A 21,129-nucleotide genomic window follows, 5' to 3' on the forward strand; every position below is an offset into this window, starting at 1 on the left:
AGCTGAGCGGGCAAGTCATGGAAGCTGATCGCAGTAAACCGAGAACGCGGGTCTCTACGGCGGTACATATATATGCAGTGTCGATGGGGGGCGAGATCCGCTGTGCTGGACGGTGTTGGCTGCAGGCTGGCGATTCTGTGGCTGAAGACTGACCAAAGTGCCGCTTGCCTAGACCCTGAACCCCACCTAGTCTCCTCCTAGCGATTTCGTCCGGATGACGAGCGGACAGTGCTCATGCAAGGAAAACCATGAAGCAAAAGCGCACTCTCGGGACCCCACGGTTGTTGGGCATCGTCTGGCCATTTATTGCCGTCGTGTTGTTTCAAGCGTTGTTGGGCGGTGTGAGCCTCTATGTTCTTTCCGCCGTGCGCGGGTATGTGGCGGGCGAGAGCCTCTGGTCCAAGGGCCAGAAGGACGCCATCTATTACCTCAACCTGTACGCCGACAGTCGCGATGAAGAGATTTTCCTCAAGTACCAGAGTGCGATTGCCGTGCCGCAGGGCGGTCATCAGTTGCGTCTGGCGCTGGATCGGCAACCGCCGGATCTGCAAGCGGCGCGTGAGGGCATCCTCAAGGGCGGCAACCATCCCGACGATGTCTCCAGCCTGATCTGGCTGTATCTGAATTTTCGTCACTTCAGTTATCTGGAAACCGCCATCGAGCGCTGGACCGTCGGTGATGCTTATCTGGTGGAGCTTGATAACGTCGCGCAGGAGATGCATCAGCGCATCAGCACGAATGCTGCCAGCGCAGGCGATATCCGGCGCTGGAAAGACCGCATCTTCGCCATCAATGACAGCGTGACCCCGGCCGCCAAGGGTTTCAGCGATGCATTGGGTGAAGGCTCACGGATGATCCTGCGCCTGCTGCTCTTGACCAATCTGGCCACGGCGCTCGGGCTGATCGTGCTGGCGCTGTGGCGCACCGACAAATTGCTCAAGCAGCGGCATGCGTTTGCCGAGGCGCTGCAGATGGAAAAGGATCGCGCGCACGTCACGCTGCAATCGATCGGCGATGGCGTCATCACCACCGATGTCGACGGCGCGATCGACTACATGAACCCCGCCGCCGAGGCCATGACTCACTGGAAAGCCGAGCAGGCTGCCGGCCTGCCACTGGCTGCGTTATTCAACTTGCTGGATGACAACGCCCAGACCGAGGGGCTGACGCTGATCGAGCACATTCTCAGCGGTCAGCTCAGCGGTGGTAGCGAGCATTCGAAACTGATCCAGCGCCTCGATGGCAGCACGGTTTCGGTGACGCTGGTCGGCGCGCCGATCCGCAACGCCGGCAAGGTCAGCGGCACCGTGCTGGTGTTGCATGACATGACTCAAGAACGGCAGTACATCGCCAACCTGTCGTGGCAGGCGACTCACGATGCTTTGACCGGGCTGGCCAACCGCCGCGAGTTCGAATATCGCCTCGAGCAGGCACTGCACAATCTCACGCGCCAGCCCGGGCGCCATGCGCTGATGTTCCTCGATCTGGATCAATTCAAACTGGTCAACGACACCTGCGGGCATGCGGCGGGCGATGAACTGCTGCGGCATATCTGTGCTCTTTTGCAATCGGGCCTGCGCGAGGGCGACACGCTGGCGCGCCTGGGTGGCGACGAGTTCGGCATTCTGCTGGAGAACTGCGCGCCAGAAGCGGCCGAGAAGATTGCCGACAGCCTGCGGCAGACCGTACAGAACCTGCACTTCGTCTGGAAGGGCCGGCCGTTTCTGACCACCGTGAGCATCGGCCTGGTGCACGTTGCGCAGGCCCCGACCACCCTTGAAGCCTCACTGCGCGCGGCCGATATGGCCTGCTATATGGCCAAGGAAAAGGGGCGGAATCGAGTGCAGGTGTATCACGCCGACGATTCCGAGTTGTCGCTGCGCTTCGGCGAGATGGCCTGGGTCCAGCGTCTGCACATGGCCCTGGAAGAAAACCGTTTCTGTCTCTACGCCCAGGAAATAGCCCCGTTGGGATCTGGCGCCGGTGGTCGCGGGCACATCGAGATTCTGTTGCGTCTGCATGACGAGGCGGGGCGCATGATTCTTCCGGACAGCTTCATACCGGCAGCCGAACGTTACGGCTTGATGACTTCGCTGGATCGCTGGGTAGTTACTAACGTATTCAAGTTAATTGCTCAATGTATTAAAGAGCAGCACGAAGGTCCATTGGCGATGTGTGCGATTAATCTTTCAGGCATTACTATAGGAGATGACGCGTTTTTGCACTTCCTGCGCGAACAGTTTGATAACTACTGCATACCTCCTGAAATGATTTGTTTTGAAATTACTGAAACCAGCGCTATTGCGAATTTGGGTAGTGCAATCCGTTTTATCAATGAACTCAAAGGCTTGGGTTGTTACTTTTCGCTTGATGACTTTTGCGCCGGAATGTCTTCATTCGCTTATCTGAAACATTTGCCTGTAGACTTCCTGAAGATCGACGGGAGTTTCGTAAAGGATATGCTGGACGACCCGATTAACCGCGCAATGGTCGAAGTGATCAATCACATTGGGCATGTCATGGGTAAACAGACAATTGCCGAGTTTGTCGAAACAGCGCAGATCGAGCAGGCATTGCTTGAGATCGGTGTGGATTACGCTCAGGGTTATGTGATTGAACGCCCGCAGTTGTTTACCTGCGACAGTTTGCAAAGTCGCCCCGCCAGACCGCAACCGCTGTTATTCAAAGCGCCTGGCACGTTCCGTTGAAGTCTCTCGCCGATCCGTATAATCACAAATCAAAAGGAGCCGAACAGTGATCGACACATTCAACCGAACCGGACCACTCATGGAAGCTGCAAGTTACCCCGCCTGGGCACAACAGTTGATCCAGGATTGCAGCGAGAGCAAACGCCGGGTTGTCGAACATGAACTTTATCTGCGCATGCGTGATAACAAGCTCAGCGCCAAAACCATGCGCCAGTACCTGATCGGGGGCTGGCCCGTCGTTGAGCAATTCGCGTTGTACATGGCGCAGAATCTGACTAAAACCAAGTTCGCCCGGCATCCGGGCGAAGACATGGCGCGGCGCTGGTTGATGCGCAATATCCGCGTCGAACTCAACCACGCCGATTACTGGGTGCATTGGAGTCGGGCGCACGGCGTGAGCCTCGAAGACTTGCAGGCGCAACAAGTGCCACCGGAACTGCATGCGCTGAGTCATTGGTGCTGGCACACCAGTTCGGCGGATTCGCTGATCGTGGCGATCGCTGCGACCAACTATGCAATCGAGGGCGCGACCGGGGAGTGGTCAGCGGTGGTCTGTTCCACCGGGGTATACGCTGCTGCGTTCCCGGAAGAGGATCGAAAGCGTGCGATGAAGTGGCTGAAGATGCACGCCCAGTACGACGATGCGCATCCTTGGGAAGCGCTGGAAATCATCTGCACGCTGGCCGGGATGAACCCGAGCAGGGCATTGCAGGCGGAACTGCGTCAGGCCGTGTGCAAGAGCTACGACTACATGTTCCTGTTTCTCGAGCGTTGCATGCAGCTCGAGTTGTCGGAGCGAGTAATGGTCGGGCGCGAACGCCGAGCGCTGGTTGAAAGCTGATTTCAGCTGATAAAAAAACGGGAGCCGCAAGGCTCCCGTTTTGGTTGGTGTGGATCTAACCGGCCATCGCCAGGCGATTACGGCCCTCGCGCTTGGCGACATACAGCGCGCTGTCGGCGCGGCGCAACAGACTGTCGGCCGACTCGCCCGGCAGCAGCGTCGAACAGCCGAGGCTCACGGTCAGCTCGATCAACTGATCATTGGCGTAATATTCCTGAGCCTGTGCGGCGCTGCGCAAGCGCTCGCCGACCATCGCTGCAGCATCGCGGCTGGTGTTCGACAGCAAGATCAAAAACTCTTCGCCACCGTAACGGAACACCATGTCGACATTGCGCAACTGGCCCTTGATCGACGCGGCCACGGCTTTGAGTACATCGTCGCCGGCGCTGTGACCGTGACTGTCGTTGACCCGTTTGAAATGGTCGATATCGAGCATCAGCAGCGATAGCGGTTGCTGATGCCGGCGTGACATCTCGATTTCGCGCTGCAGGGTCTGCTCCATGGCGATGCGGTTGCCGGTGCCGGTCAACGGATCGCGCAGGGCGCTCTGAGTCGCCGCGCGGTACAGCAGCGCATTGCGCATCGGGAACAGCAGCGATGACAGCAATGATTCGAGATTGCCTTGTTCTTGCTCGCTGAATCGCTGATTGCGGCGGAACACCAGCTCGCCCATGTGCTCGCCTTCATGGCTGAGGCTGTAGCTGAGCGAGTGATGACCGCGGGTGCCGAGCTCCAGGCGCAAATCACTGCCCTGATGCACATAGCTCAAGGCATCAAGCGGCACAAGGCGTTGAATTTCGCGAAAAAACAGACCGAGGATCCGTTGCGGCTCAAGACTGGTTTGCAGCTGCAAGCTCAGTTGTTGGCGCAGTTGCGCCAGACTGACCGGGCGTTGCAAAAGCGCAAGCTGCTGACCGAAGCCCAGGCGTTGCAATTTGGCACTGTCGAAGTCAATTGCATTGGTCTGGGAAGGTGATTTCATATGGCGTGAGCCCCTAAGCAGTAAGTCTGTCTTACAGGCTGGGTGAGAGCGGCTATGGGCTGCGCGTCATACTGATCCATCAGTCCCGTAGGACGTATGGCGTAAGTTTAGTCTGCCTGATGTCGATTAGTAAGCTATCGAATCAAGTCATGCCCCAGTGCCTTCACACGGCGTGCTTCGTGGGAAATTAGAGCGAAAGTCATGCCATTCGGTTCATGTTTATTAAAACCGTTTTGAATCAATGGCTTGAAGGTTGTTGGCGAGATGCAGCGCTGGTTATTTGACTGAATTAGCTCGGCTGATAGCGGCAAATGTATGCCGCGACGGGAAACCGCCACGGCAACAAATGCGACGTATGGCACTACTGGGCGTTGAAAGCCTGGCCGTTGATGCCGGTACTGTCTGGACCCATGAGGTACAGATAGACCGGCATGATCTCTTCCGGCGTCGGGTTGTTCAGCGGGTTTTCCCCCGGATACGCCTGGGCACGCATGCTGGTGCGAGTCGCGCCCGGGTTGATGCTGTTGGAACGCACCGGCGCGACGGTCTCGACCTCGTCAGCCAGAGTTTGCATCAGCCCTTCGGTGGCGAACTTGGAAACGCCATAGGCGCCCCAGTACGCGCGGCCCTTGCGCCCGACACTGCTGGAGGTGAACACCACCGAAGCGTCCTGCGACAGCTTGAGCAGTGGCAGCAGCGTGCTGGTCAGCATGAACATCGCGTTGACGTTGACCTGCATGACGCGCATGAAGTTTTCGCCGGACAGCTGCTCAATCGGCGTGCGCGGGCCAATGATCGATGCGTTGTGCAGCAGGCCGTCGAGGTGGCCGAACTCGGTTTCGATCATCGCTGCCAGTTCATCGTATTGATGGGGCAGGGCGGTTTCCAGATTGAACGGGATCACCGCGGGTTGCGGATGGCCGGCGGCTTCGATTTCGTCGTAGACCTGCGACAGATTGGCTTCGGTCTTGCCCAGCAGCAGCACGGTCGCACCATGCGCGGCGTAGGTTTTCGCCGCAGCCGCACCAATGCCACGACCGGCACCGGTGACCAGAATGACCCGATCCTTGAGCAATTCGGGACGAGCGGAATAATCAAACATAAAAACCTCTACACAAATCCATTTTGATTTCGGTCAGCAGCTGCAGAGCGCGTTATCGAGGACTTTGCGCAACTCCAGCGGATGATCCACCACCACGTCCGCGCCCCAATGCCGCGGGTTGTCGTCCGGGTGAATGTAGCCATAGGTCACGGCGCAGGTCTTGGTCCCGGCATCGCGGCCGGACTCGATATCGCGCAGATCATCGCCCACAAACAGAACCGTCGCCGGATCCAGATCAAGCATCTTGCACGCGAGGATCAATGGCTCAGGATCCGGCTTGCTGTTCTTCACATGATCCGGGCAGATCAGCAGCGCCGAACGCTCGGCCAGCCCCAGTTGTTGCATGATCGGCTCGGCAAAACGCAGCGGTTTGTTGGTGACCACGCCCCAGATCAGATTGGCTTTTTCGATATCGGCCAGCAGTTCGCCCATGCCGTCGAACAGCTTGCTGTGCACCGCGCAGCCGACGACGTAGCGCTCGAGAAACTCCAGGCGCAGCTCCTCGAAGCCTGGCGATTCCGGGTCCATCGAGAAGGTCACCGCGACCATGGCTTTGGCGCCACCGGAAATTTCGTCGCGAATGTGTTGGTCGTTGATCGGCGGCAAACCACGGTCCGCGCGCATCGCCTGGCAAATCGCGATGAAATCCGGCGCGGTGTCGAGCAGGGTGCCGTCCATGTCGAAAAGGACTGCTCTGATGGCCATCGATTTACTCCTCGCGCAGGGTCTGGATCATGTAGTTGACGTCAACGTCCGCCGCCAGCTTGTAGTGCTTGGTCAGCGGGTTGTAGGTCAAACCGATGATGTCCTTGACGGTCAGGCCAGCCATACGGCTCCACGCGCCGAGCTCGGACGGGCGGATGAATTTCTTGAAGTCGTGAGTGCCGCGCGGCAGCAGCTTCATGATGTATTCGGCGCCGACAATGGCGAACAGATACGCCTTCGGGTTGCGGTTGATGGTCGAGAAGAACACTTGGCCGCCAGGCTTGACCATGCGGAAGCAGGCGCGGATCACCGAAGATGGATCGGGTACGTGTTCAAGCATTTCCAGACAGGTCACGACGTCGAACTGCTCAGGCATTTCTTCAGCGAGATCTTCGGCAGTGATCTGGCGGTATTCGACGCTGACGCCGGATTCCAGTTGATGCAATTGCGCGACCGCCAGCGGCGCTTCGCCCATGTCGATGCCCATCACGGTCGCGCCGCGCTGGGCCATGGCTTCGCTGAGGATGCCGCCGCCGCAACCGACGTCGAGCACCTTCTTGCCGGCCAGATTGACCCGTTCGTCGATCCAGTTGACGCGCAGCGGGTTGATGTCGTGCAGCGGTTTGAATTCGCTTTCACGGTCCCACCAGCGATGGGCCAGGGCTTCGAATTTGGCGATTTCGGCGTGGTCGACGTTGCTCATGGTGCAATCCTCTAAAACTTGAAAAAGGCTGTAGCTGCGGAGTTTGCTCCGCAGTGTTTACGATTCGGTGTGGCCGCTGATGCGCTGGCCCCAGGCTCTGGCGGTGGCGCCGAGCTGTTGTTCGTCCATGCGCGTCAGGCGACGATCGTCGAGCAATTGTTTGCCGGCGACCCACAGGTGTTTCACGCAGTCGCGGCCAGTGGCGTAGATCAGTTGCGAAACCGGGTCGTACACCGGTTGCTGCGCCAGTCCGGACAGGTCAAAAGCCACGATGTCGGCAGCTTTGCCGATTTCCAGCGAGCCGGTTTCAGCTTCGATCCCCAGCGCCCGCGCACCGTTCAACGTAGCCATGCGCAACGCGCGGTGGGCGTCGAGGGCGGTGGCCGAGCCGGCGACGGCCTTGGCCAGCAGTGCGGCGGTGCGGGTTTCGCCGAGCAGATCGAGATCATTGTTGCTCGCCGCGCCATCGGTGCCGACCGCGACGTTGACGCCAGCCTGCCACAGACGCTCGACGGGGCAGAAGCCGCTGGCGAGTTTCAGGTTGGATTCCGGGCAATGGATCACATTGGTGTTGCTTTCTACCAGCAACGCCAGGTCTTCATCGCTGATCTGGGTCATGTGCACGGCCTGGAAACGCGGCCCGAGCAAGCCCAGGCGGCCGAGACGCGCCAGTGGGCGCTCGCCGGTTTGCTCGACGGCTTGCTGCACTTCGAATGCAGTCTCGTGGACGTGCATGTGGATCGCGGCGTCCAGCTCCTCGGCGATCACGCGGATTTTCTCCAGGTTCTCATCGCCCACGGTGTAGGGTGCGTGAGGGCCGAAAGTGATCTTGATCCGCTCGTGGTGCTTGAGATCGCCGAACAGTTCGACGCCCTGGCGAATGGCTTCATCGGCGCTGCTGGCGCCCGGGATCGGGAAATCGAGGATCGGAATCGCGATCTGCGCGCGGATGCCGCTGTTGTGCACGCGCTCGCTGGCAACCTTGGGGAAGAAATACATGTCCGAGAAGCAGGTAATGCCGCCTTTTATCTGCTCGGCGATGGCCAGATCGGTGCCGTCACGGACGAAATCTTCATCGACCCACTTGGCCTCGGCCGGCCAGATGTGCTTTTCCAGCCAGGTCATCAACGGCAGATCGTCAGCCAGACCGCGGAACAGTGTCATCGCCGCGTGGCCGTGGGCATTGATCAGGCCGGGGCTTAGCAGCACGTCCGGCAATTCGCGCACTTCGGTGGCGTTACACTTCAGCGCTTCGGCACGCGGGCCGATAAACACGATGCGACCGTCGCGGATGCCCAGACCATGCTCCTTGAGCACCACGCCTGCGGGTTCGACGGGTACCAGCCAGGTCGGCAGCAATAATAAGTCGAGCGCAATGGCAGGTTTCGGCATCGAGGGTCGGTTCCAGTGCTTTTGTAAAGGATGGCGAAGTATACCCGAGCGTCTTCGCGGGGGGATCGCTATAATCGGCGGCTTTTGTTCATGAGTGCGGGGTGTGGGATGCGCGATCGACTGTTGGCTGCGGAGAAAGTTAAGGCCATCGATTGGCGCGATGGCGCGCTCTACCTGCTGGATCAGCGTGTTTTGCCGTTCGAGGAAAACTGGATCGCCTACACCAGCGCCGCGGGCGTGGCCGAAGCGATTCGCTCTATGGTCGTGCGCGGCGCGCCAGCCATCGGCATCAGCGCGGCCTATGGCATCGTGCTCGCCGCGCGTGCTCGGGTTGCCGAAGGTGGCGACTGGTACGCGGCGCTGGAAGAGGATTTCGCGCTGCTGGCCGACTCCCGCCCGACCGCCGTCAACCTGTTCTGGGCGCTGGGGCGCATGCACGACCGGCTCGATCGCCTGAAACAAAACGCCGATCCGCTGGCCGCACTTGAGGCCGAAGCCATCGCGATTCATGAAAGTGATCGCGAGGCCAACCTGACCATGGCGCAACTCGGTGTCGACCTGATCCGCAAGCATCAGGGCAATGCGCAGGCGATTTTGACCCACTGCAACACTGGCGCACTCGCCACCGGCGGTTTCGGCACGGCGCTGGGGGTGATCCGCGCAGCGTTCCTCGAAGGCATGGTCGAACGTGTCTACGCCGACGAAACCCGGCCGTGGCTGCAAGGCTCGCGCCTGACTGCGTGGGAACTGGCCAATGAAGGCATTCCGGTGACCCTCAACGCTGACTCTGCAGCCGCGCACATCATGAAAACCAAGGGCGTGACCTGGGTGATCGTCGGCGCCGACCGCATCACTGCCAATGGCGACGTAGCCAACAAGATCGGTACCTATCAACTGGCGGTCAACGCCATGCACCACGGCGTGCGCTTCATGGTGGTGGCGCCAAGTTCGACCATCGACATGAACCTTGTCAGCGGCGATGACATTCCTATCGAAGAACGTGACGGTGCCGAATTGCTCGAAGTCGGCGGCAAACGCGTCGGCGCGGATGTCGAGGCGTTCAACCCGGTGTTCGACGTGACCCCGGCGGATCTGATCGATGCGATCGTCACCGAGAAAGGCATCGTCGAGCGCCCGGATACCGCGAAAATGGCGCAACTGATGTGCCGCAAGCGCCTGCATTGATTGCCATTGGCGCCTGAAAGGACGCCATCGCTGGCAAGCCAGCTCCCACACGATTCGTGAGTACCGCAAATCCTGTGGGAGCTGGCTTGCCAGCGATGAGGCCCTAAAAGTCAATAAACATCCCTAAACCAAACCAGAATTTTGCATTCGCAGAGTCTCTAAGCCTCTCTCGTCCCCCTTTCAGACGAATACCGCTCAACTAACTATGCTCCATGCGCTTGTGGGGGATAGGTGCGTGGCGGCGTTTGTGGTAGCATCCGGCGTTTTCCGAGGCAGTCCCACGGGGTTGTCTTCACTGCGCAAATCCAGGGTTCAACTTGTTGATTTGTCGTAAGTCGGCGCGTGGCACTCGGCCTGCATCGACGAGCTTCGTGATCCCTATGGATATGACGAAGTTTCACCAGAAAAAGGAATCAGGCTTCTCATGGGCGAACTGGCCAAAGAAATCCTCCCGGTCAATATCGAAGACGAGCTGAAACAGTCCTACCTCGACTACGCGATGAGCGTGATCGTGGGCCGTGCACTGCCGGATGCGCGCGATGGCTTGAAGCCCGTGCACCGTCGCGTGCTGTTCGCGATGAGCGAGCTGGGCAACGACTACAACAAGCCGTACAAGAAATCTGCCCGTGTTGTCGGTGACGTGATCGGTAAGTATCACCCGCACGGTGATACCGCGGTGTACGACACCATCGTCCGCATGGCGCAGCCATTCTCGCTGCGTTACTTGCTGGTTGACGGTCAGGGCAACTTCGGTTCGGTGGACGGCGACAACGCCGCGGCCATGCGATACACCGAAGTGCGCATGACCAAGCTGGCGCACGAGCTGCTGGCCGACCTGCACAAAGAAACCGTGGACTGGGTGCCGAACTACGACGGCACCGAAATGATCCCGGCGGTCATGCCAACGCGTATTCCCAACCTGCTGGTCAACGGCTCCAGCGGTATCGCCGTGGGCATGGCGACCAACATTCCGCCGCACAACCTCGGTGAAGTCATCGACGGTTGCCTGGCCCTTATCGACAATCCCGAGCTGACTGTCGATGAGCTGATGCAATACATCCCCGGTCCGGACTTCCCGACTGCGGCGATCATCAACGGTCGCGCCGGCATCATCGAGGCCTACCGTACCGGCCGTGGCCGCATTTATATGCGCGCCCGCTCGATCATTGAAGACATCGACAAGGTCGGTGGCCGTCAGCAGATCGTCATCACCGAGCTGCCGTACCAGCTGAACAAGGCGCGTCTGATCGAGAAGATCGCCGAGCTGGTCAAAGAGAAGAAGCTCGAAGGCATCACCGAACTGCGCGACGAGTCCGACAAGGACGGTATGCGCGTTGTGATCGAGCTGCGTCGCGGCGAAGTGCCTGAGGTGATCCTCAACAACCTCTACGCCCAGACCCAGCTGCAAAGCGTGTTCGGCATCAACATCGTTGCACTGATCGACGGCCGTCCACGGATTCTGAATCTCAAGGATCTGCTGGAAGCCTTCGTTCGTCACCGTCGCGAAGTGGTGACCCGCCGTACCGTGTTCGAGCTGCGTAAAGCGCGCGAGCGTGGTCACATCCTTGAAGGTCAAGCGGTTGCCCTGTCGAACATCGACCCGGTCATCGCCCTGATCAAGGCTTCGCCGACGCCGTCGGAAGCCAAGGAAGCGCTGATCAAGACTGCGTGGGAATCCTCCGCTGTGGTCGCGATGGTTGAGCGTGCCGGTGCCGACTCTTGCCGTCCAGAGACCCTGGATCCGCAATACGGTCTGCGCGAAGGCAAGTACTTCCTGTCGCCAGAACAGGCGCAAGCCATTCTCGAACTGCGTCTGCACCGTCTGACCGGTCTGGAACACGAGAAGCTGCTGGCCGAGTATCAAGAGATCCTCAACCAGATCGGCGAGCTGATCCGCATCCTCAACAGCGCTGTGCGCCTGATGGAAGTGATCCGCGAAGAGCTGGAAGTGATCCGCGCCGAATACGGCGACGTGCGCCGCACCGAGATTCTCGATGCGCGTCTCGATCTGACCCTGGGTGACATGATCCCGGAAGAAGAGCGCGTCGTGACCATTTCCAACGGCGGCTATGCCAAGACCCAGCCATTGGCTGCGTACCAGGCTCAGCGTCGTGGCGGCAAAGGCAAATCGGCAACCGGCGTCAAGGATGAGGACTACATCGCTCACCTGCTGGTCGCCAACAGCCACACCACGCTCCTGCTGTTCTCCAGCAAAGGCAAGGTGTACTGGCTGAAGACCTACGAGATTCCTGAAGCCTCGCGCGCTGCCCGTGGTCGTCCACTGGTCAACCTGTTGCCGTTGGACAAGGACGAGACCATCACCGCGATGCTGCCGGTAGATCTCGAAGCGCTGCAAAAACGCGCTGGCGCCGAAGATGAAGATGACGCCGACGATGCAATCATCGAAGGTGAACTGGTTGAAGCTGAAGAAGTCGCCGAGCTGGAAGAAGTCGACGGCGAAACGTCCGAGCTGGTGGCTGAGCCGACTGGCGAGTTCATCTTCATGGCCACCGCTTCCGGTACCGTCAAGAAGACCCCGCTGGCACGCTTCGCTCGTCCGCGCTCCAACGGCCTGATCGCCTTGAAGCTGAAAGAAGGCGACACGCTGATCGCGGCGGCCATCACCGATGGCTCGAAAGAAATCATGCTGTTCTCCGACGCTGGCAAGGTGATTCGTTTCGCTGAAGCGGCCGTGCGTGAAATGGGTCGTGGTGCTCGCGGTATTCGCGGCATGCGTATCCTCAAGGATCAGAAGCTGATCTCCATGCTGATTCCTGAGTCGGGGGCGCAGATTCTGACCGCTTCCGAGCGTGGTTTCGGCAAACGCACCGCGCTGAACAAGTTCCCACGCCGCGGTCGCGGTGGTCAGGGTGTGATCGCGATGGTCACCAAAGACCGCAACGGCAAGCTGGTCGGTGCGATCCAGGTGCAGGAAGGCGAGGAAGTCATGCTGATTTCCGACCAGGGCACGCTGGTGCGTACCCGGGTTGATGAAGTGTCGAGCCTGGGTCGTAACACCCAAGGCGTGACGCTGATCAAACTGGCCACTGATGAAACCTTGGTCGGGCTGGAGCGGGTTCAGGAGCCATCGGAAGTCGAAGGCGAAGAGCTTGAAGGTGAAGAAGGGCTGGTGACCGGTGCGGACGTCGTGATCGACGACGTTGCCGAGGACCAGCAACTCGACGCCGCAGCTGACGAAGAACCGCAGGAATAAGCGGACAAACAGGGGGCGGATGAGAATTCGCCCCCTTGTTGTTTGTCCCGTATGAATTGTTTGAAGCAGCGTTGATTACCAACAGATCAGAGCGAGATTGGATGTGAGCAAGCGAGCCTATAACTTCTGTGCCGGTCCCGCGGCGCTTCCCGAAGCTGTCCTCAAACGCGCCCAGGGCGAATTGCTTGACTGGCACGGCAAAGGCCTGTCGGTCATGGAAATGAGCCATCGCAGCGATGAGTTCGTGTCCATTGCGACCCAGGCCGAGCAGGATCTGCGTGACCTGCTGGATATCCCTTCGAACTACAAAGTGCTGTTTCTGCAAGGTGGCGCCAGCCAGCAATTTGCGCAGATCCCGCTGAACCTGTTGCCTGAAGGCGCCAGCGCCGACTACATCGACACCGGTATCTGGTCGCAGAAAGCTATCGAAGAAGCTTCGCGCTACGGTCACGTCAATGTGGCTGCTACCTCCAAGCCTTACGACTATTTCGCTATTCCCGGCCAGAATGAATGGAGCCTGTCGAAAGACGCGGCCTACGTTCACTACGCGCCGAACGAAACCATCGGCGGTCTGGAATTCCAGTGGATCCCGGAAACCGGTGATGTACCGCTGGTGGCCGACATGTCTTCCGACATTCTCTCGCGTCCGGTGGATATCTCGCGTTTCGGCATGATCTACGCCGGCGCGCAGAAGAACATCGGCCCGAGCGGCATCGTCGTCAACATCATCCGCGAAGATCTCCTGGGCAAGGCGCGCTCGTTCTGCCCGACCATGCTCGACTATAAAGTCGCAGCGGATAACGGCTCGATGTACAACACGCCTCCGACCCTGGCCTGGTATCTGTCCGGTCTGGTGTTCCAGTGGCTGAAAGAGCAGGGTGGCGTAGAAGCCATCGGCAAGCTCAACGAAGTCAAGCAGCGCACGCTGTATGACTTCATCGACGCCAGCGGTCTCTACAGCAACCCGATCAACAAGTCGGATCGCTCGTGGATGAACGTGCCGTTCCGTCTGGCTGACGATCGTCTGGACAAGCCGTTTCTGGTCGGTGCCGAAGAGCGCGGTCTGCTCAACCTCAAGGGCCATCGCTCCGTGGGCGGCATGCGCGCCTCCATCTATAACGCCGTCGACATCAACGCCGTCAACGCGCTGGTGGCGTACATGGCAGAGTTCGAGAAGGAACACGGCTAATGTCTGAGCAAGAACTCAAGGCGCTGCGCGTACGCATTGACGCTCTGGACACCAAGGTCATGGAGCTGATCAGTGAGCGCGCGCGCTGCGCCCAGGAAGTCGCGCGCGTAAAAATGGCCTCGCTGGCCGAAGGCGAAGTGCCGGTGTTCTATCGCCCCGAGCGTGAAGCTCAGGTGCTCAAGCGAGTGATGGAGCGCAATCAGGGGCCGCTGGGCAACGAAGAAATGGCGCGGTTGTTCCGCGAAATCATGTCCTCGTGCCTGGCGCTGGAGCAGCCGCTGAAAGTGGCGTATCTCGGCCCGGAAGGCACCTTCACGCAAGCGGCGGCCATGAAGCACTTCGGTCACGCGGTGATCAGCAAGCCGATGGCAGCGATCGATGAAGTGTTCCGTGAAGTCGCTGCCGGTGCGGTGAATTTCGGCGTGGTGCCGGTGGAGAACTCCACCGAAGGCGCGGTCAACCACACCCTCGACAGCTTCCTCGAGCACGACATGGTGATCTGCGGCGAAGTCGAGCTGCGCATCCACCATCACCTGTTGGTTGGCGAGAACACCAAGACCGACAGCATCAGCCGTATCTACTCCCACGCGCAGTCGCTGGCCCAGTGCCGCAAGTGGCTGGACGCGCATTACCCGAATGTCGAGCGCGTGGCGGTTTCGAGCAACGCCGAAGCGGCCAAGCGGGTCAAGGGTGAGTGGAATTCGGCGGCGATTGCCGGCGACATGGCGGCCGGTCTGTATGGCCTGACGCGTCTGGCCGAGAAGATCGAAGATCGCCCGGACAACTCGACGCGCTTCCTGATGATCGGTAACCAGGAAGTGCCGCCGACTGGCGACGACAAGACCTCGATCATCGTCTCCATGAGCAACAAGCCCGGTGCGCTGCATGAGCTGCTGGTGCCGTTCCATGAAAACGGCATCGACCTGACCCGGATCGAAACCCGTCCGTCGCGCAGCGGCAAGTGGACTTATGTGTTCTTCATCGATTTCGTCGGCCACCACCGTGATCCGCTGATCAAGGGTGTGCTGGAGAAGATCAGTCAGGAAGCAGTCGCACTCAAAGTGCTGGGTTCTTACCCGAAAGCAGTTCTCTAAGGGGCAGTAGCAAATGAGTGGCAACTTCCTCGCTCTGGCACAGCCGGGCGTGCAACAACTTTCGCCATACGTTCCGGGCAAGCCTGTGGACGAACTGGCGCGCGAGCTGGATCTGGATCCGGCGAGCATCGTCAAACTGGCGAGTAACGAAAATCCGCTGGGCGCGAGCCCGAAGGTGCTTGAGGCGATCCGTAATGAGTTGGCCGAGCTGACCCGTTATCCGGACGGCAATGGCTTCGCGCTGAAGTCATTGCTGGCCGAACAGTGCCGCGTCGAGCTCAATCAAGTGACGCTGGGCAATGGCTCTAACGACATTCTCGAGTTGGTCGCGCGTGCCTACCTGGCGCCGGGTCTGAATGCGGTGTTCAGCGAGCACGCGTTTGCGGTCTATCCGATCGCCACGCAAGCTGTCGGCGCGCAGGCCAAAGTGGTTCCGGCCAAGGATTGGGGGCATGACCTACCGGCGATGCTGGCGGCTATCGACGCCAACACCCGCGTGGTGTTCATCGCCAACCCGAACAACCCGACCGGCACCTGGTTCGGCGCTGAAGCGCTGGACGATTTCCTGCAAGACGTGCCTGAGCATGTGTTGGTAGTGCTCGATGAGGCCTATATCGAATACGCCGAAGGCAGCGATCTGCCGGACGGTCTGGATTTCCTCGCGGCCTATCCGAACCTGCTGGTCTCGCGCACTTTCTCCAAGGCCTACGGTCTGGCAGCGCTGCGCGTTGGTTACGGTTTGTCCACCCCGGTGGTGGCGGACGTATTGAACCGTGTTCGCCAGCCATTCAACGTCAACAGCCTGGCTCTGGCTGCGGCGTGTGCGGCGTTGAAGGACGAGGAATATCTGGCGCAAAGCCGTGCGCTCAACGAAGCCGGCATGCAGCAATTGCAAGCGGGTTTCCGTGAGTTGGGGCTGGGCTGGATCGAATCCAAAGGCAATTTCATCTGCGTCGATCTCGCTCAGGTCGCAGCCCCGGTGTTTGAGGGTTTGCTGCGCGAAGGCGTAATCGTGCGTCCGGTGGCCAACTACGGCATGCCGAACCACCTGCGAGTGACCATTGGTCTGCCAGCGGAAAACAGCCGCTTCCTTGAAGCGCTGCGCAAGGTTCTGGCCCGTGGTTGATGTCACTGCACTGCAATCTGCTGCACCTATGATCGGTCGCCTTGTAGTGGTCGGTCTGGGATTGATCGGTGGTTCGTTTGCCAAAGGCTTGCGTGAAAGCGGCGTGTGCCGCGAAGTGGTCGGCGTCGATCTCGATCCGCAATCGCGCAAGCTGGCGGTCGAGTTGGGTGTGGTTGACCGTTGCGAAGAAGATCTGGTGGCTGCTTGCCAGGGCGCGGACGTGATTCAACTGGCGGTGCCGATCCTGGCCATGGAGAAAGTGCTGGCGCGGTTGGCGAGCATGGAACTGGGGCAGGCGATTCTGACTGACGTCGGCAGCGCCAAGGGCAATGTGGTGCGCGCAGCAACTGAAGCGTTCGGCGGCATGCCGGCGCGCTTCGTGCCGGGGCATCCGATTGCCGGCTCCGAGCAGAGCGGGGTGGAAGCTTCCAATTCCGAGCTGTTCCGTCGGCACAAAGTGATCCTCACGCCGCTGGCGCAAACCGATCCGCAGGCACTGGCAGTGGTAGATCGCTTGTGGCGCGAACTGGGTGCCGATGTCGAGCACATGCAGGTCGAGCGTCACGACGAAGTGCTGGCTGCGACCAGTCATTTGCCGCACCTGCTGGCATTCGGTCTGGTCGATTCGTTGGCCAAGCGCAATGAAAACCTTGAGATCTTCCGGTACGCTGCGGGCGGTTTTCGCGATTTCACAAGAATCGCCGGAAGCGACCCGGTCATGTGGCACGACATCTTTCTCGCCAACCGCGAGGCTGTTCTGCGCACACTTGATACATTTCGCAGCGATCTCGACGCCTTGCGCGACGCGGTCGATGCAGGGGATGGGCACCAATTGTTGGGCGTCTTCACGCGCGCCCGGGTTGCCCGCGAGCATTTCAGTAAAATCCTGGCCCGCCGGGCCTATGTGGACGCTATGAATTCCAACGATCTGATTTTCCTGGCTCAACCTGGTGGACGCCTCTCCGGTCGGATTCGCGTACCGGGTGACAAATCGATTTCCCACCGTTCGATCATGCTTGGTTCCCTCGCTGAGGGCGTCACAGAAGTCGAAGGTTTCCTCGAGGGCGAAGACGCTCTGGCAACCTTGCAGGCGTTCCGCGACATGGGCGTGGTCATCGAAGGCCCGCACCACGGCCGCGTGACCATTCACGGTGTCGGCCTGCATGGTCTGAAGCCTGCGCCGGGCCCGATCTATCTGGGCAACTCCGGCACGTCGATGCGTCTGCTCTCCGGTCTGTTGGCCGCGCAGAACTTCGACAGCACTTTGACCGGCGATGCTTCGCTGTCCAAGCGTCCGATGAATCGCGTGGCCAATCCGCTGCGCGAAATGGGCGCAGTGATCGAGACCGCCGCCGAAGGTCGTCCGCCGATGGTCATTCGCGGTGGTCACAAGCTCAAAGGCCTGACCTACACCATGCCGATGGCCAGTGCCCAGGTGAAATCCTGCCTGCTGCTCGCCGGTCTGTACGCCGAAGGCAAAACCACCGTCACCGAGCCTGCACCCACTCGCGATCACACCGAGCGCATGCTGCGCGGCTTCGGCTACCCGGTCAGCGTCGATGGCGCGACGGCCTCGGTCGAGTCCGGTAGCAAGCTGACCGCAACCCACATCGAAGTACCGGGCGATATCTCTTCGTCGGCGTTCTTCCTTGTGGCGGCATCGATTGCCGAGGGTTCAGAGCTGGTACTGGAGCATGTCGGCATCAATCCGACCCGTACTGGTGTGATCGACATCCTGCGTCTGATGGGTGCAGATATCACGCTGGAAAACCAGCGTGAAGTCGGCGGCGAGCCGGTAGCCGACCTGCGCGTGCGGGCAGCTAAACTCAAAGGTATCGAAATCCCGGAAGCACTGGTTCCGCTGGCTATCGACGAATTCCCGGTGCTGTTCGTGGCGGCTGCTTGCGCCGAGGGCCGTACCGTTTTGACTGGCGCCGAAGAGCTGCGGGTCAAGGAATCGGATCGCATCCAGGTCATGGCCGACGGTTTGCTGGCGCTGGGTGTCAAGTGCGAGCCGACTCCGGACGGCATCATTATTGATGGCGGGCAGATCGGCGGCGGTGAAGTGCATGGTCACGGCGATCACCGGATTGCCATGGCATTCAGCGTGGCTTCGCTGCGCGCCACTGCGCCGATCCGCATCCATGATTGTGCCAACGTCGCGACGTCGTTCCCGAACTTCCTCGCGCTGTGCGCGCAGGTCGGCATTCGTGTGGCACAAGAGGCTCAGTCGTGAACAACATTGCACCGGTCATCACCATCGATGGGCCAAGCGGTTCGGGCAAAGGCACGATAGCCGGAATTCTGGCCAAGCGTCTGGGCTGGAATCTGCTGGATTCCGGTGCGCTGTATCGCCTGCTGGCATTCGCTGCGCATAACCATGGTGTCGATCTGACCAATGAAGAGCTGCTGAAAAAACTTGCCGCTCATCTGGATGTTCAGTTCATCGCGGCGACCGAAGGTCAACTGCAGCGGATCATTCTGGAAGGTGATGAGGTCAGCGATGTGATCCGCACCGAGACCGTCGGTTCGGGGGCCTCGCAAGTGGCTGCATTGCCCGCTGTGCGCGAGGCGCTGCTGCAGCGTCAGCGTGCTTTTCAGGAAGCGCCGGGCCTGGTGGCGGATGGTCGTGACATGGGTACCGTGGTTTTTCCAGGTGCGCCGCTGAAGATTTTCCTCACCGCCAGTGCCGAGGAGCGAGCGCGCCGCCGATATTTGCAGTTGAAGGGCAAAGTCGAGGGTGTTAGTCTGTCGAGTCTGCTAGATGAGATCCGTGCACGCGATGAGCGTGATACCCAGCGCGCAGTAGCCCCGCTCAAGCCGGCGGCTGATGCCATACAGCTGGATTCCACGGAGTTGTCCATCGATCAGGTGCTTGCACGCATCATGAGCGAGATCGCAATCCGCGATATCGCCGGGTGACCAAGAAGCGACGCAGGGGACCAGTCATAGTCCTGCGCTGCTTCTTTAAATGAACGTAACCCACGTCGTCTGGGATGTGGAGATGGGCGTATTCTTCGCCCTTATACTCAGGAATTAAAATGAGCGAAAGCTTTGCGGAACTCTTTGAAGAAAGCCTAAAAACCCTGAACCTTCAGGCAGGCTCCATCATCACCGGTGTTATCGTTGATATCGATTACCAGGCTCGCTGGGTAACCGTTCACGCTGGTCTGAAGTCTGAAGCTCTGATCCCGCTGGAACAGTTCTACAACGATGCTGGCGATCTGACTATCAATGTCGGTGACGAAGTTCACGTTGCTCTGGACTCGGTTGAAGATGGCTTTGGTGAAACCAAGCTGTCCCGTGAGAAAGCCAAGCGCGCTGAGTGCTGGATCGTTCTGGAAGCAGCCTTCGCAGCTGAGGAAGTGGTCAAGGGCGTTATCAACGGTAAGGTTAAAGGCGGCTTCACTGTCGACGTTAACGGCATCCGTGCGTTCCTGCCAGGTTCCCTGGTTGACGTCCGTCCAGTGCGCGACACCACGCACCTGGAAGGCAAAGAGCTGGAATTCAAGGTCATCAAGCTGGACCAGAAGCGCAACAACGTTGTCGTTTCCCGTCGCAGTGTCCTGGAAGCCGAGAACTCCGCCGAGCGTGAAGCTCTGCTGGAATCCCTGCAGGAAGGCCAGCAAGTCAAAGGTATCGTCAAAAACCTCACCGATTACGGCGCATTCGTCGATCTGGGTGGCGTGGACGGCCTGCTGCACATCACCGACATGGCCTGGAAGCGCATCAAGCATCCTTCCGAGATCGTTAATGTTGGCGACGAAATCGACGTTAAGGTTCTGAAGTACGATCGCGAACGCAATCGTGTTTCCCTGGGCCTGAAGCAACTGGGCGAAGATCCATGGGTTGCTATCAAAGCCCGTTACCCAGAAAGCACTCGCGTTACCGCTCGTGTAACCAACCTGACCGACTACGGCTGCTTCGCTGAGCTGGAAGAAGGCGTTGAAGGTCTGGTACACGTTTCGGAAATGGACTGGACCAACAAGAACATCCACCCTTCGAAAGTCGTACAAGTCGGCGACGAAGTGGAAGTTATGGTTCTGGACATCGACGAAGAGCGTCGTCGTATCTCCCTGGGCATCAAGCAGTGCAAATCTAACCCGTGGGAAGATTTCTCTGGCCAGTTCAACAAGGGCGATAAAATCTCCGGCACCATCAAGTCGATCACCGATTTCGGTATCTTCATTGGTCTGGACGGCGGCATCGACGGTCTGGTTCACCTGTCCGACATCTCCTGGAACGAAGTGGGCGAAGAAGCCGTTCGCCGCTTCAAGAAGGGCGACGAGCTGGACACCGTTATCCTGTCGGTTGACCCAGAGCGCGAGCGTATCTCCCTGGGTATCAAGCAACTGGAAAGCGATCCGTTCTCCGAGTACGTCTCGGTTAACGACAAAGGCGCAATCGTTACTGGCACCGTGAAAGAAGTTGACGCCAAAGGCGCCATCATCGTTCTGGCCGACGATATCGAAGCGACTCTGAAAGCCTCCGAAATCAGCCGTGACCGCGTTGAAGACGCGCGCAACGTTCTGAAAGAAGGCCAGGAAGTAGAAGCCAAGATCATCAGCGTTGATCGCAAGAGCCGCGTAATCCAACTCTCCATCAAGTCGAAAGATGATGCTGAAGAGAAAGAAGCTATCCAGAGCCTGAAACAAGCTCCGGAAGCTGAAGGCGCAGCTGACACCACCATGGCTGGCCTTCTGCGCCAGGCAATGGCGGCCAAACAGAACTAAGTTCTGATTGGGCTGTAAAAAGGGCGACTTCGGTCGCCCTTTTTTGTGCCTGCGATTTGGTGTTTGTGCCATGGATGGCTTGCCTGGATTGTGAATGAAACCAATCACTTCGCCGGACTGTCTGTTCTTTAGTCGGAACAAATGTCTATTCGCGA

The 21,129-nt window shown here is 59.3% G+C and carries 15 protein-coding genes; 10 read left to right on the forward strand and 5 right to left on the reverse strand.

Annotation, left to right across the window (positions count from 1 at the left end):
* Nucleotides 1–248: 248 nt before the first annotated feature.
* The gene (locus tag ACP7EE_RS06860; protein WP_426203083.1) at nucleotides 249–2,708 is read left to right on the forward strand and encodes an EAL domain-containing protein; all 2,460 of its coding nucleotides are present in this window, start codon (nucleotides 249–251) and stop codon (nucleotides 2,706–2,708) included.
* Between the two features lie 46 nt (nucleotides 2,709–2,754).
* Nucleotides 2,755–3,549: a TenA family transcriptional regulator gene (locus ACP7EE_RS06865; protein ID WP_420646585.1), complete on the forward strand. Its 795-nt coding sequence runs from the start codon at nucleotides 2,755–2,757 to the stop codon at nucleotides 3,547–3,549.
* Nucleotides 3,550–3,604: 55 nt separating this feature from the next.
* On the opposite strand, the gene ACP7EE_RS06870 is transcribed toward ACP7EE_RS06865, so the two are convergent.
* The 5 genes from ACP7EE_RS06870 to ACP7EE_RS06890 all read right to left on the reverse strand — a co-directional run bounded on the left by ACP7EE_RS06870 (nucleotide 3,605) and on the right by ACP7EE_RS06890 (nucleotide 8,433).
* Nucleotides 3,605–4,531, reverse strand: coding sequence for a GGDEF domain-containing protein (locus ACP7EE_RS06870; protein WP_420646586.1), 927 nt, complete (start codon nucleotides 4,529–4,531; stop codon nucleotides 3,605–3,607).
* A 361-nt stretch (nucleotides 4,532–4,892) separates the two neighbouring features.
* Complete coding sequence (locus tag ACP7EE_RS06875) at nucleotides 4,893–5,633, reverse strand: YciK family oxidoreductase (RefSeq protein WP_420646587.1); 741 nt, start codon at nucleotides 5,631–5,633, stop codon at nucleotides 4,893–4,895.
* Nucleotides 5,634–5,666: 33 nt separating this feature from the next.
* On the reverse strand, nucleotides 5,667–6,338 hold the full coding sequence (gene mupP, locus ACP7EE_RS06880; protein ID WP_426234002.1) for an N-acetylmuramic acid 6-phosphate phosphatase MupP: 672 nt from the start codon (nucleotides 6,336–6,338) through the stop codon (nucleotides 5,667–5,669).
* 4 nt (nucleotides 6,339–6,342) lie between these two features.
* Nucleotides 6,343–7,041 (reverse strand): bifunctional 2-polyprenyl-6-hydroxyphenol methylase/3-demethylubiquinol 3-O-methyltransferase UbiG, encoded by a 699-nt coding sequence (gene ubiG / locus ACP7EE_RS06885; RefSeq protein ID WP_420646589.1) that lies wholly within the window; start codon nucleotides 7,039–7,041, stop codon nucleotides 6,343–6,345.
* A gap of 57 nt (nucleotides 7,042–7,098) precedes the next feature.
* Nucleotides 7,099–8,433 (reverse strand): TRZ/ATZ family hydrolase, encoded by a 1,335-nt coding sequence (locus ACP7EE_RS06890; RefSeq protein ID WP_426234003.1) that lies wholly within the window; start codon nucleotides 8,431–8,433, stop codon nucleotides 7,099–7,101.
* Between the two features lie 108 nt (nucleotides 8,434–8,541).
* Here ACP7EE_RS06890 and mtnA point away from each other — a divergent pair, with 108 nt between their 5' ends.
* From mtnA to rpsA, 8 genes are all read left to right on the forward strand, one after another.
* The gene (gene mtnA, locus ACP7EE_RS06895; RefSeq protein WP_426234004.1) at nucleotides 8,542–9,618 is read left to right on the forward strand and encodes an S-methyl-5-thioribose-1-phosphate isomerase; all 1,077 of its coding nucleotides are present in this window, start codon (nucleotides 8,542–8,544) and stop codon (nucleotides 9,616–9,618) included.
* Nucleotides 9,619–10,042: 424 nt separating this feature from the next.
* A complete protein-coding gene (gyrA, locus tag ACP7EE_RS06900; protein WP_426203092.1) occupies nucleotides 10,043–12,832 on the forward strand; it encodes a DNA gyrase subunit A in 2,790 nt (929 codons plus the stop codon).
* Between the two features lie 103 nt (nucleotides 12,833–12,935).
* Nucleotides 12,936–14,021 (forward strand): 3-phosphoserine/phosphohydroxythreonine transaminase, encoded by a 1,086-nt coding sequence (serC, locus tag ACP7EE_RS06905; RefSeq protein WP_426203093.1) that lies wholly within the window; start codon nucleotides 12,936–12,938, stop codon nucleotides 14,019–14,021.
* Nucleotides 14,021–15,115: a prephenate dehydratase gene (gene pheA, locus ACP7EE_RS06910; protein WP_426234005.1), complete on the forward strand. Its 1,095-nt coding sequence runs from the start codon at nucleotides 14,021–14,023 to the stop codon at nucleotides 15,113–15,115. The genes serC and pheA overlap by 1 nt, the downstream gene beginning before the upstream one ends.
* A 13-nt stretch (nucleotides 15,116–15,128) precedes the next feature.
* Complete coding sequence (gene hisC / locus ACP7EE_RS06915) at nucleotides 15,129–16,241, forward strand: histidinol-phosphate transaminase (protein ID WP_426234006.1); 1,113 nt, start codon at nucleotides 15,129–15,131, stop codon at nucleotides 16,239–16,241.
* A gap of 28 nt (nucleotides 16,242–16,269) precedes the next feature.
* Entirely contained in the window at nucleotides 16,270–18,477 is a 2,208-nt protein-coding gene (locus ACP7EE_RS06920; protein ID WP_426234094.1) for a bifunctional prephenate dehydrogenase/3-phosphoshikimate 1-carboxyvinyltransferase, read from the forward strand.
* Nucleotides 18,474–19,163 carry a (d)CMP kinase gene (cmk, locus tag ACP7EE_RS06925; protein ID WP_426203099.1) on the forward strand — a complete coding sequence of 230 codons (690 nt, stop codon included), beginning with the start codon at nucleotides 18,474–18,476 and terminating at the stop codon, nucleotides 19,161–19,163. Before ACP7EE_RS06920 ends, cmk begins: the two co-directional genes overlap by 4 nt.
* Nucleotides 19,164–19,282: 119 nt before the next feature.
* Nucleotides 19,283–20,974: a 30S ribosomal protein S1 gene (rpsA, locus tag ACP7EE_RS06930; RefSeq protein WP_420646596.1), complete on the forward strand. Its 1,692-nt coding sequence runs from the start codon at nucleotides 19,283–19,285 to the stop codon at nucleotides 20,972–20,974.
* Nucleotides 20,975–21,129: the final 155 nt, after the last annotated feature.

Origin of the sequence: Pseudomonas sp. TWP3-2 (assembly GCF_049897765.1) — a bacterium.
Taxonomy (GTDB): Bacteria; Pseudomonadota; Gammaproteobacteria; order Pseudomonadales; family Pseudomonadaceae; genus Aquipseudomonas.